Origin of the sequence: Staphylococcus sp. HMSC06C11, from assembly GCF_001808345.1 — a bacterium.
GTDB classification, from domain to species: domain Bacteria; phylum Bacillota; class Bacilli; order Staphylococcales; family Staphylococcaceae; genus Staphylococcus; species Staphylococcus capitis.
In genome coordinates this window covers 18,978-31,086 of record NZ_KV793031.1, presented here as the reverse complement: position 1 = coordinate 31,086, position 12,109 = coordinate 18,978, and the positions used below count along the sequence as shown (strand labels likewise).

General features: G+C 31.8%; 15 protein-coding genes. 9 read left to right on the top strand and 6 right to left on the bottom strand.

The features are described from left to right. Window positions 1-32 precede the first annotated feature (32 nt). Both HMPREF3154_RS01580 and ftnA read right to left on the bottom strand, forming a co-directional pair. Complete coding sequence (locus HMPREF3154_RS01580) at window positions 33-587, bottom strand: 3'-5' exonuclease (protein WP_023350028.1); 555 nt, start codon at window positions 585-587, stop codon at window positions 33-35. 309 nt (window positions 588-896) lie between these two features. Then, a complete protein-coding gene (gene ftnA / locus HMPREF3154_RS01575; RefSeq protein WP_023350029.1) occupies window positions 897-1,397 on the bottom strand; it encodes an H-type ferritin FtnA in 501 nt (166 codons plus the stop codon). A 227-nt stretch (window positions 1,398-1,624) separates the two neighbouring features. Between ftnA and HMPREF3154_RS01570 the strand changes: the two genes are divergently transcribed. The 3 genes from HMPREF3154_RS01570 (at window position 1,625) to HMPREF3154_RS01560 (ending at window position 4,435) form a co-directional block, all read left to right on the top strand. After that, entirely contained in the window at window positions 1,625-2,938 is a 1,314-nt protein-coding gene (locus tag HMPREF3154_RS01570) for a lipid II isoglutaminyl synthase subunit MurT (protein WP_002435902.1), read from the top strand. Continuing rightward, window positions 2,939-3,664 (top strand): lipid II isoglutaminyl synthase subunit GatD, encoded by a 726-nt coding sequence (locus HMPREF3154_RS01565; RefSeq protein WP_002469718.1) that lies wholly within the window; start codon window positions 2,939-2,941, stop codon window positions 3,662-3,664. A 228-nt stretch (window positions 3,665-3,892) separates the two neighbouring features. Continuing rightward, a complete protein-coding gene (locus HMPREF3154_RS01560) occupies window positions 3,893-4,435 on the top strand; it encodes an immunodominant staphylococcal antigen IsaB family protein (RefSeq protein ID WP_023350030.1) in 543 nt (180 codons plus the stop codon). Window positions 4,436-4,512: 77 nt separating this feature from the next. On the opposite strand, the gene HMPREF3154_RS01555 is transcribed toward HMPREF3154_RS01560, so the two are convergent. Beyond that, the gene (locus tag HMPREF3154_RS01555) at window positions 4,513-5,502 is read right to left on the bottom strand and encodes an FUSC family protein (RefSeq protein WP_002435886.1); all 990 of its coding nucleotides are present in this window, start codon (window positions 5,500-5,502) and stop codon (window positions 4,513-4,515) included. Window positions 5,503-5,675: 173 nt separating this feature from the next. On the opposite strand from HMPREF3154_RS01555, the gene map reads away from it, so the two are divergent. The 5 genes from map to vraR all read left to right on the top strand — a co-directional run bounded on the left by map (window position 5,676) and on the right by vraR (window position 9,340). Further along, the gene (gene map / locus HMPREF3154_RS01550; protein ID WP_002435911.1) at window positions 5,676-6,431 is read left to right on the top strand and encodes a type I methionyl aminopeptidase; all 756 of its coding nucleotides are present in this window, start codon (window positions 5,676-5,678) and stop codon (window positions 6,429-6,431) included. A 144-nt stretch (window positions 6,432-6,575) separates the two neighbouring features. After that, complete coding sequence (locus HMPREF3154_RS01545) at window positions 6,576-6,962, top strand: hypothetical protein (RefSeq protein WP_002453601.1); 387 nt, start codon at window positions 6,576-6,578, stop codon at window positions 6,960-6,962. Between the two features lie 14 nt (window positions 6,963-6,976). Continuing rightward, on the top strand, window positions 6,977-7,678 hold the full coding sequence (gene liaF, locus HMPREF3154_RS01540; RefSeq protein WP_002435891.1) for a cell wall-active antibiotics response protein VraT: 702 nt from the start codon (window positions 6,977-6,979) through the stop codon (window positions 7,676-7,678). Further along, window positions 7,675-8,721, top strand: coding sequence for a sensor histidine kinase VraS (locus tag HMPREF3154_RS01535; RefSeq protein WP_002435929.1), 1,047 nt, complete (start codon window positions 7,675-7,677; stop codon window positions 8,719-8,721). Before liaF ends, HMPREF3154_RS01535 begins: the two co-directional genes overlap by 4 nt. Next, window positions 8,711-9,340, top strand: a complete 630-nt coding sequence (gene vraR / locus HMPREF3154_RS01530) for a response regulator transcription factor VraR (RefSeq protein ID WP_002469716.1) — start codon at window positions 8,711-8,713, stop codon at window positions 9,338-9,340. The genes HMPREF3154_RS01535 and vraR overlap by 11 nt, the downstream gene beginning before the upstream one ends. 64 nt (window positions 9,341-9,404) lie before the next feature. Here the strand turns inward: vraR and HMPREF3154_RS01525 are convergent, their stop codons facing one another. The 3 genes from HMPREF3154_RS01525 to HMPREF3154_RS01515 form a co-directional block, all read right to left on the bottom strand. Then, window positions 9,405-10,658, bottom strand: coding sequence for a YihY/virulence factor BrkB family protein (locus tag HMPREF3154_RS01525; RefSeq protein ID WP_002435884.1), 1,254 nt, complete (start codon window positions 10,656-10,658; stop codon window positions 9,405-9,407). Window positions 10,659-10,994: 336 nt separating this feature from the next. Then, the gene (locus tag HMPREF3154_RS01520) at window positions 10,995-11,279 is read right to left on the bottom strand and encodes a hypothetical protein (protein WP_002435890.1); all 285 of its coding nucleotides are present in this window, start codon (window positions 11,277-11,279) and stop codon (window positions 10,995-10,997) included. Between the two features lie 6 nt (window positions 11,280-11,285). Beyond that, the gene (locus HMPREF3154_RS01515) at window positions 11,286-11,750 is read right to left on the bottom strand and encodes a low molecular weight protein-tyrosine-phosphatase (protein WP_002435947.1); all 465 of its coding nucleotides are present in this window, start codon (window positions 11,748-11,750) and stop codon (window positions 11,286-11,288) included. 140 nt (window positions 11,751-11,890) lie between these two features. On the opposite strand from HMPREF3154_RS01515, the gene HMPREF3154_RS01510 reads away from it, so the two are divergent. Beyond that, the gene (locus HMPREF3154_RS01510; RefSeq protein ID WP_002435959.1) at window positions 11,891-12,097 is read left to right on the top strand and encodes a DUF1128 domain-containing protein; all 207 of its coding nucleotides are present in this window, start codon (window positions 11,891-11,893) and stop codon (window positions 12,095-12,097) included. The last annotated feature ends 12 nt before the right edge of the window (window positions 12,098-12,109 follow it).

Genomic DNA, 12,109 nt, shown 5'->3' with positions numbered 1-12,109 from the left:
TAGGCTGATGTTCACTTAGTTATAGTGTACAATCAGCCTTTATCTTTAAGATTCTTACCGTAGATTGAAAGCATACTTGGTAAATCATCATAGTGTTTGAGTAACCTAAATGTAATCATTGCACACGCTTTAGCATCATTGAGTGCGTCATGATGACCGTGGAAATCTAATTGATAATGATTCATCAAATGCTTAAGACCATACCTGTAAGCATCAATTGTTCGTTTGGCTAGCTGATATGAACAAAAATAAGTCATCGAAGGTGTTTCAATATTTAAGCTTTTTAAACTCTGATGTAAGACATTCATATCAAAAGCCGCGTTGTGTGCAACAACAGGTAATTCATTTATGAATTTAAGCATATAAGGGTAAACATATTCAAAACTTGGTGCATCTTCAACGTCCTCAGGTCTAATACCATGAACATTTATATTTGTTTCAGTAAAGTAATCAAAGGGGTTTACTAGTGTGTAGAATGATTCAGTAATTTGATTATTGATGACTTTAACCATACCAACTGAACAAATACTCGTACGCTTACCATTTGCGGTTTCAAAGTCTAACGCTACAAAAGCATTATCAGCCATTCATATTTTCCTTCCTGTATCATTTTCAATTAATATAAATTCTTTAATTATATATTTTATAACACTTCTTTTTACTTTCCTAGTAAAGTGGTTTTAATTTGCTCTACTTTTATAAACTAACTCTAATTTCATTAGTTAAAATTTGTAAGTTCTTGTAAGTTCTATAGATGTTTTCTTAAATAATATATATAAAATTAGCCCAACCATGCGTTTTAATGAATCACATGATTGGGCTATAAGGATATGTTAATAACTAAGGTTAATGTCATAGTTATCATATCTTGTTGAATTTAAGACAAGAGTTACGAATTATTCTTCGTCAAAAGAGCGATTAGCAAGTTCTTTCTCATATAAGTATAATGTATTGCAATCGTCACCGATACGAGTTAAGTAATCAATGTGTGTTTCGAATGTTGATTCTTCTTCAACTTGTTCATCTAAGAACCAATTTAAGAATGAAATTGTAGCATAGTCTTTATCTTTATGCGCTAAATCAGATAGGTTATAGAAACGTTTAGTAACATCTCTTTCTTGTTCTAAACCATCTTTAAATGTTTCTAAAATAGATGAGAATTCTACTTTAGGAGCTTTAATTGTATCAAAAACTGCATGTTCACCGCGATCGTTAATATAATCATAGATTTTTTTACCGTGGAATCGTTCTTCTTTAGCTTGTTCAATGTAGAAGTTAGCAAAACCTTCATAAGATTCTTTATCGCAATAAGCTGCCATTGCCATATAAGCATGAGCAGAGAAATATTCGTGGTTCATTTGTTCGTTTAATGCTTCAAGTAATTCTTTACTTAACATCTCATTCACCTCTTATAAAAATTGAATTAATTAATTACATATATGAGTATAACAAACCTTTTCTCAATAGTAAATAATAATTATTCTAATATAGAGATAACCATTCTCATTTACAGATTAAAATTATTCTAATCTGCAAAACGGCCATTCTTTTCGAATTGAGAATCTTTTTTGTTATACCCTTTACATGTTATAATTATGCGAGTGGAATTAAGAGGAGGAAACGCATGAGACAATGGACTGCAACTCACATGGCTAAGTTAGCTCGTAAGGCAAGCAGAGCTGTTGGTAAGAAGGGAACAGACTTGCCAGGGCAAATCGCAAGACGTGTGGATCAAAATATATTAAGAAAATTGTCTGAACAAGTTGATGATATCGTATTTATTAGTGGTACTAATGGTAAAACAACAACATCTAACTTAATAGGGCATACTTTAAAAGAAAATCAAATTAAAATTATTCATAATAATGAAGGTGCAAATATGGCTGCAGGGATTACGTCTGCATTCATTATGCAAATTTCAAAAGACACTAAAATTGCTATCATTGAGATTGATGAGGGCTCAATACCTCGAGTTCTTAAAGAGGTTACGCCATCAATGATGGTATTTACAAACTTTTTCAGAGACCAAATGGATAGATTTGGCGAAATAGATATTATGGTAAATAATATAGCGAAATCAATAAGCAATAAAGGTATTAAATTATTATTAAACGCTGATGATCCATTCGTAAGTCGATTGAAAATCGCAAGTGATTCTCTAGTATATTATGGTATGAAAGCACATGCACATGAATTTGAACAAAGCACCATGAACGAAAGTAAATATTGCCCAAATTGTGGACGATTATTACAGTATGATTATATTCATTATAATCAAATTGGTCATTATCATTGTGAATGTGGATTTAAACGTGAAGAACCTACATATGAAGTTTCAAATTTTGAAGTTTCACCATTTATCAATATGACGATTAATCATTTTACTTTTAATATGAAAATTGCGGGTGACTTCAATGCATTTAACGCTTTAGCGGCATATTCAGTTTTAAGAGAATTGGGACTTAATGACGAATCAATTCAAAAAGGTTTTGAAACATATACTTCTGACAATGGCCGTATGCAATATTTTTCTAAAGGGAATAAAGAAGCAATGATAAATCTTGCTAAGAACCCTGCAGGAATGAATGCTAGCTTATCAGTTGGTGAACAGCTTGAAGGTAAGAAAGTTTATGTGATTAGCTTGAACGATAATGCTGCGGATGGCCGTGATACATCATGGATTTACGATGCTGACTTTGAGAAGTTAAGCAATCAAGATATTGAAGCTATCATTGTTACTGGTACACGTGCTGAAGAACTACAACTACGTTTAAAACTTGCTGAAGTGGATGTTCCTATAATTGTTGAGAATGATATCTATAAAGCTACGGCTAAAACAATGAACTATACATCATTTACGGTAGCTATTCCAAATTATACTTCTTTAGCGCCGATGCTAGAGCAATTAAATCGCTCATTTGAAGGAGGTCAGTCGTAAATGAATGAACTAACGGTATATCATTTTATGTCTGATAAATTAAATTTATACAGTGACATTGGGAATATCATCGCACTAAAACAACGTGCTAAAAAGAGAAATATCAAATTAAATGTTTTAGAAATTAATGAAACAGATGGTGTAACATTCGATAATTGCGACATATTCTTCATTGGTGGCGGAAGTGATCGAGAGCAAGCTCTTGCAACTAAAGAACTCAGTAAAATTAAAACCTCACTTAAAGAAGCAATTGAAGATGGCATGCCAGGCCTAACAATTTGTGGTGGTTACCAATTCTTAGGAACGAAGTATATTACTCCTGATGGAACAGAACTTGAGGGATTAGGAGTTCTTGATTTCTATACTGAGTCACGAACTGACCGTTTAACAGGTGATATTGTGATTGAAAGTGATACATTTGGAACCATTGTTGGTTTTGAAAATCATGGCGGTAGAACATATCATAACTTTGGTACACTTGGACAAGTGACTCACGGTTATGGTAATAATGATACTGATCGTAAAGAAGGAATTCATTACAAAAATCTTTTAGGTTCTTATTTACACGGTCCAGTATTACCTAAAAATCATGAAATGACAGATTATTTACTTGAAAAAGCGTGTGAACGTAAAGGCATTCCATTTGAACCTAAAGAATTAGACAATACTGAAGAAGAAGCAGCTAAACAAGTATTAATTAACCGAGCTAAGAACAGCAAGAATTAAATAATTGTAATTATAATTTAGAGTTAGAATAATAGCTAAAGCAGCTATTCTCTAGCTCTTTTTTATTTTCAACACTTAGGTTGCTTGAACGTCTTTAAAATTTTATTTTTGGACAGTAAAGTGATAGAAGTGTGAAGATAAGAAATATAGGTTTGATATTGTTTTATAGTTGATATACTAAGCGTGTACAAGAGAACTTTACTTTATACAATTTATAGGAGTGAGAAAATGAAAGGTTTTAAAATGATGGGTTTAACTCTTGCAGCATCATCGATTGCTTTTTCACTTTCGCAAGTTGCACACGCTGAACAAATGGTTAATGGGGACAATCACTTATCGAGTTATAATCATCAATCATCATTAAATCAAGATGAATACGTACATAATGGTAATGCCGGTCAAAATGCTTCTTATCTTGCAACTAAAAGTTTTGTTAATGCTTTGGATAATGGGCAGTTAAATTTTAATGGTTATAAGATTGAACAAGATAATGAAGATAATATTGAATACAAGCATGTGTATGATCAAGAAATTAGAACAACAGGTGAGGATACGGCTACAAGTATCAGATTTAAAGTAACAGATCAATCATTGTCTTTAGATCAAATGAAAGATGTTTATCCAAATGATGAATTAAATCATTTACCACACTCAAGTACAGATTCTAATGATGGTGTATATGTATACCATGGCGATAAAATCAAATTACAATTTAAAGTAGAGAACGGTTATGTTACTTCAGTGACAATTGGTCAAGGTGAAACAGAATAATTTTAAAGTTTAGAATAAAGATACCTCAGAACGGTTATGATTAAGTAACCATTCTGAGGTATTTACTGTTGTATTAATTATTTAGCATAGCGAGAATCTAAAATTTTATAAATTAACAGTATCTCATAAATAAGGTGGCTCTTCATTTGATTTTGGTCAAATTCTTCTAAACGCTTCACAGAGGTTTTTAACGTCGAAGCTGATTTCTTGTGCCGTTTAAAACCTCCATGACTTATTATTTCACTAATACTATTACTAATATTTATTATCGCCATCTTTTCTTCTGGAGCGAAAGCAATATGAGTATTTTTAGGTAGATAAATGATATTGGATAGATGAGAGATAAACAAACGATTATTATACGCGCGATTGGTTATTTTATTTAGTAATTTCCAATCATCTTCTTTATTTTTATGATAATGAAGTTCATCTCTTTGATAACTCGTTAAAGTCTCAATCTTTTGAGCAATAATGTTTAATTTTGAAAGTTGTCTATTACTTTTCTCAGAACTAAACTTTCCTAATAATAACTCTTGGCAACGGTTATAAAATAAGTCGTACATTTTTTTCTCAGACATTGATAGTTGGTCTTCAAGTTGTTGATAATATTTAGGGGGCAGAATGATAAAGTTAACTAATCCTGCTGTGACAAGTCCAATAAGAGCGGTTAATAATCTTGAAAAGAAATTAAAATAATACGCTTCATGAATACCAGGAATCATTGCTACTGAAGTGAGTACTGCAACAGTAGTACCAACTTGTAAATTGAATTTCGTACAAACTAAAATGGTAAACGTTGCAGCAAGTGCATAACTTAATGGTGATTGATCTCCAAATATATAGGTGAATACTACAGCAAATAAAGCACCTATAACTGTCGCGGGTAAACGTTTATAGCCTTTCTTAATTGATGCCTTTGCTGTAGGTTCAATAGTTACAATTGCTGTTAAAATAGCGAATATTGGAGTGAGATGAAGCAACATACAAAATAATGATGTTAAAAAAGTTGCAAGTCCTGTTTTAAGCGTTCTAGCTCCAATTATATGTCTATACCATTTTACATTCATAGCTATCTGACCCCTTAGTAGGAAAAGGGAATTCGAAAAGCATATACTTTATACAAATTCTCTTTCTCTAAAAATATTTCATATAAATCTAATTATGTACCATTCAAGTTTAGTATATCAAAAAAAATTTGCTATAATAAGATGAAATAAAATTTAAAAAGGAACGGGATAAAATGATTGTTAAAACTGATGAAGAATTACAAGCATTAAAAGAAATAGGATACATTTGTGCTAAGGTCAGAGACACAATGCAAGCAGCAACTAAACCTGGTGTGACTACACGAGAGTTAGATAATATTGCTAAAGATTTGTTTGAGGAGCATGGTGCAATTTCGGCCCCAATTCATGATGAAAACTTTCCTGGGCAAACATGTATTAGTGTAAATGAAGAGGTAGCCCATGGTATTCCCGGTAAACGTATTATTCGTGAGGGAGACTTAGTCAATATCGATGTATCAGCGTTAAAAGATGGTTACTATGCTGATACAGGCATCTCATTTGTAGTGGGAGAAGCAGATAATCCTCTTAAACAAAAAGTATGTGATGTAGCAACAATGGCTTTTGAAAATGCCATGACGAAAGTAAAACCTGGTGCCAAATTAAGTAATATTGGTAAGGCGGTTCACGCTACAGCACGTCAAAACGATTTAACAGTAATTAAAAACTTAACTGGTCATGGTGTGGGTCAATCGTTACATGAAGCACCTAGTCATGTAATGAATTATTATGATCCAAAAGACAAAACTCTATTAAAAGAAGGTCTTGTTATTGCAGTAGAACCTTTCATTTCATCACGAGCTACATTTGTCACTGAAGGAAAGAACGAGTGGGCATTTGAAACTAAAGATAAGAGCTTTGTGGCTCAGATTGAGCATACAGTAATTGTTACTAAAGACGGTCCATTATTAACTACTAAAATCGATGACTAGGAATTTAAAATACATTTAATATCTTGCGGAGAGTTCTTTACCACTCGTCGGACTAAAGTATGAATTCAATATGGTTCCGGAGCCTATTACGTTAGGTTTCGGAATTGTTTTATACTTAGGTTTAATTAATGACGAGGTGGTACTATGAATTATATGGATTTATATTTACAACAATTTCTCAAATCAACAATTAAAAATAGTATTGATGAATACAAAATGATACTGGATAAAAAATTAAAAAGTATCGAGAGTTATATCAATTATTTAAGTGAGAAAAGAGTTCAATTAAAGAAGTTAATTGACAGTCTCACCCTCTCATTGGAAAATAAATATATCGATATCGTCAATAATCATGACATTTATTGTGCAGAGGAAATTCATGATGTAGAAATTGAAAAAATTAAAACAAAGTTAGATGATATTGAAGCTTATTATGCAAGAATTGAAGCAGATTTACATTTACAATCTAAAGAGAAAATCACTACAGAAAATGAGTGTAACTTAATTTATCATATGAGTGCTGTAGCATAGAAAGGTGGCGAAACATGACACACAAATATATATCAACTGAAATGTTGATAATTTTTACAGCTTTAATGATTATCGCCAATTTTTATTATATATTTTTTGAAAAAATTGGCTTTCTTCTCGTCTTATTATTAGGATGTGTGCTCGTGTATGTAGGATATGTCTATTTTCATAAAGTAAGAGGTTTGTTGTCCTTCTGGATAGGGGCATTGCTTATTGCGTTTACTCTATTGTCTAATAAGTACACAATTATTATTCTTTTTATTTTCTTAGTGGTACTTATCATTCGTTACTTAATTTATAAATTTAAGCCATTAAAAGTTATTGCAACTGATGAAGAGGTAACGTCACCTATATTTATTAAACAAAAGTGGTTCGGGGAACAACGTACACCAGTTTATGTTTATAAGTGGGAAGATGTACAGATTCAACATGGCATCGGTGATATTCATATTGATATGACAAAAGCAGCTAATATTAAAGAAACGAATACGATTGTAGTACGTCATATTCTTGGCAAGGTCCAAGTGATTGTTCCACTAAACTATAATATTAATCTACATGCGGCTGCATTCTATGGTACTGCTTATTTAGAACAACAATCATACAAAATTGAAAATAACCATATTCAAGTTGAAGAAAAAACTAAAGAAGACAACTATACTGTCAATGTTTACGTTTCAACGTTCATAGGAGACGTTGAGGTGATTTATAGATGAATCACTACTTGAGAGCAATTGGTTCAATGCTAATACTTGTATATAGCATGCTAACTGCTTTTTTATTCATTGATAAGGTGTTCGTCAATATTATTTATTTTCAAGGGATGTTTTACACCCAAATTTTTGGAATACCAGTATTTTTATTCCTAAATATATTAATCATCTTACTATGTATTATCGTTGGCTCTGTGTTAGCGTATAAAATCAATCAACAAAATGATTGGCTTAAGTCACAAATTGAAAGGTCTATTGAAGGTGAAACAGTAGGCATAAATGATCAAAACCTAGAGTTATACAGTGAAACGTTAGAAATTTACCATACTTTAGTTCCTTTAAATCAAGAATTACACCGATTGAGAATGAAAACGCAGAATATGACCAATGAAAATTATAATATGAATGATGTAAAAGTGAAGAAAATTATTGAAGACGAACGTCAACGTTTAGCAAGAGAACTACATGACTCAGTTAGTCAGCAACTATTTGCAGCAAGTATGATGTTGTCAGCGATTAAAGAGTCAAAATTAGAACCACCTTTAGACCAACAAATACCTGTACTAGAGAAGATGGTTCAAGACTCTCAGCTCGAAATGAGAGCATTATTATTACATCTAAGACCTATTGGTTTGAAAGACAAATCATTAGGAGAGGGTATTAAAGATTTAGTCATTGATCTTCAAAAGAAAGTCCCTATGAAAGTTGTTCATGAAATTCAAGATTTCAAAGTACCAAAAGGGATAGAAGATCATTTGTTTAGAATCACCCAAGAGGCTATTTCTAATACATTACGACACTCTAATGGTTCTAAGGTAACAGTTGAATTATTTAATAAAGAAGATTATTTACTACTTAGAATTCAAGATAATGGTAAAGGTTTTAATGTAGATGAAAAATTTGAACAGAGTTATGGATTAAAAAATATGAGAGAACGTGCTTTAGAGATTGGTGCCACATTCCATATCGTATCGTTACCGGATTCAGGTACGAGAATAGAAGTTAAAGCACCATTGAATAAGGAGGATGAATCAAATGGCGATTAAAGTATTGTTTGTTGATGACCATGAAATGGTTAGAATTGGTATTTCAAGCTATCTATCTACACAACAGGATATTGAAGTAGTTGGAGAAGGTGCTTCTGGTAAAGAAGCTATCGAAAAAGCCCATGAGTTGAAACCAGATTTAATTTTAATGGATTTACTTATGGATGATATGGATGGTGTAGAAGCTACTACTGAAATTAAAAAGGATTTACCTCACATAAGAGTAGTAATGTTAACAAGCTTTATCGAGGATAAAGAAGTTTATCGAGCATTAGATGCTGGGGTAGATAGTTATATCTTAAAAACGACTAGTGCGAGTGACATTGCTGACGCGGTACGTAAAACATATCAAGGGGAATCTGTTTTTGAACCAGAAGTACTTGTAAAAATGAGAAACCGCATGAAAAAACGTGCTGAGTTATATGAAATGCTTACAGAGCGTGAAATGGAAATTTTATTATTAATTGCCAAAGGTTACTCTAACCAAGAAATTGCTAGCGCCTCTCATATCACTATTAAAACTGTTAAAACACACGTAAGTAATATATTGAGTAAGTTAGAAGTTCAAGATAGAACTCAAGCTGTTATTTATGCTTTCCAACATAATTTGATTCAATAACTAACAATGAAAAAGGCGAAAGTCACTTAAATAATTGTGACTTTCGCCTTTTTTAAAACGTTATTTATGAATTTTTACCACTATTGTCGTTATCTTTTTTAAATTTATCAACAATTTTATCTTTAAATGTTTCATGATCTTCAGGTTGTTCATTATTTGGATTTTTATCAACGTCATAATTTTCATCTTTATTCACTGGTGTATTGTTATTATATTCATATGTTGTGTCTTCATTATAATGATTTTGGTTGTTATCATCGTGATGAAGAGCTGCTTCTTCAGGTGTGTGGCCTTTGATTACTGTTCTTTGGTGTATAATAGCATTAATTTCTGCACCAATAATGATAATAAAGCTTGTGATATATAACCATAAGAATAAAATAATGATACCAGCTAAACTTCCGTATGTTTTATTATAATTACCGAAGTTTGAGATATACCATCCAAATAAGAATGAACCGACTAACCAAATGATTGATGTAAATAGGGCACCTGGAAGTACAGAGCGTAATTTCGTTTTCACATTTGGTGCCACTGAATATAATACAGTGAATAAAATGATTATTATAATTAGAGGTAAGACGATTCTTACTAAATCAAATACCCATTCTACTTGTTTATCTAATCCTAAAGGTCCAAATAAGAACTTGCTTATTACTGGGCCTAATGTAATGAGCACGATGGCCACTACGAACACAATACCTAATACTAGTGTATATAACACACTTAGAATCTTAAGTACGAAGCCATTTCTAGAATCCTCAACGTCATAAGCGACATTAAATGAATTAATAATCGCAGACATTCCATTAGATGCTGACCAAATGGCTAAGATTAAACCAATTGATAGGACGCCACCATTAGCACTATCAGAAATACCACTAAATATTTTTGTGATTACGTCGGCGGTACTTTGGTCAGGTACATACTGGCTGACCTTTTGATTAATCTGATCAGTGTTAATCGTTATAAACTGTCCCAATAAAGTCAGTAAGAAAATGAGCATTGGGAACATTGCCAACACGAAGTGATAGGTCATTTGCGCTGCTAGTCCTGAAGCATCATCTTTTCCTATTCTATAAATTAAGTAATTGAGGAAATTAGAATCTTTCGTGTATTTGGCAGGTTTATTTAACCTTGATAGAAAGAATACTTGATTCTTTTTCTTAGGTGATTTTGATTGAAACTGTTGAGGTTCAATATATGTACGGTCGACTTTAATCTGTTTATCTTTTTCACCATTTTTTCCTTTCCCATGTTCCTCATGTTCCTTAGCCGAATTTAGGAACTTTGAAGTTGTTTTTTCTTGTTTTGACATAACTATCTCCTTTGCTTAATAAATTCGAGAAATGTATGAAAATATATTCCCAATTTACTATAGATATCAAACAATAAATGTAAAATTTCTTTACTTTTACTAAAAGTATTCTTAACATTTATAGCTAAATATTATTGTTATTCAACATTTTCGCTTAAAATTTATCGAATGACAATAGCTATGAAGCAATTTATGCTCTAGCTACATATGTAGAATTATTTATTTCTCATTGAAGTACTTGTACTTATTATTAAAATTCATAAAAAAACACTGTTAAAAGTAGAGTAAGACTCTAACTTTAACAGTGTTTTAGTTTAAAATTTCATCATTAACCGATTATTTACCTAAACGTTGGTTTTTACGATTAACAAAAGTTTCTTTAGCGTCTTTAATAGAACGCTCTAATTCAGGATTGTTACGACGGATTTCTTCAATCGTATCTTTCCAATACATTACTTCATCTTTAATGCTATTAATTTTAGACGGTTTGCGTGAACGATTACCTTCTTTAACGTCTTTAAATGATTGAGTTAAAGAATTACGTGTTGATTTATCAGCTAATGTTGCAGCACCGCCGATAATAGCACCGATTAAAATACCAGGAATTAATTTATTTTCCATAGTTGATTACCCCTCTTTCAAATTTGCATCTTTGACGATATAGTCAATTAAGTTGTCACAAGATGATTGTACCATTTCAAATACACCTTCAAAATTATTAGTGTAATATGGATCCGGTACATCACTCTCTTCCATGTTACTAAATTCTAGCAATTTGAACAATTGTCCGCGTATATGAGGATTAATTCGTCTTATGTTATCCACGTTACTTTGGTCCATTGCTATAATATAGTCAAAATCATCATCTGGTTCGAATAGTTCACTTATCATATTATCGAAGGGGATATGATGTTCTTTCAATATCGCTTGAGTACCTTCGTGAGGTGGTTCACCGAGATTCCATCGACCTGTTCCTCTTGAGTGAACTGTAATACCTGAAATGCCTCTGTCTTGTAGTCTTTGTCTCATGATCGCTTCAGCCATTGGAGAACGACAAATATTACCGAGACATACAAATGCTACGTCTACCATTTATATTCCTCCAAACTATGTAACTATATCCCCATTTTAAAGAGTATTTAAACAATAAGAAAGTACTTAACCTCAAATTCTATTAAAGTTTAATAAAGTGTGGTAATTTGATAGAATATTGAACAAAAGAGGTGAATCACGTGTCATTATCAAATGAAGAAATGATTGCAGAAATCAGAAAGAAATTAAATATTGTAAATCAAGGTTTACTTGATCCAGATAAATTCCAGTCTTCTAATCATGAAGAAATAACAGAAATACATGAATTTGTAATGTCTAAAGATTCATTTTCACCAAGTGAAGTGACAGCAATTGCAGATCATTTAGGACAACTTAGACAAGATTAGGGGAGGAATCAT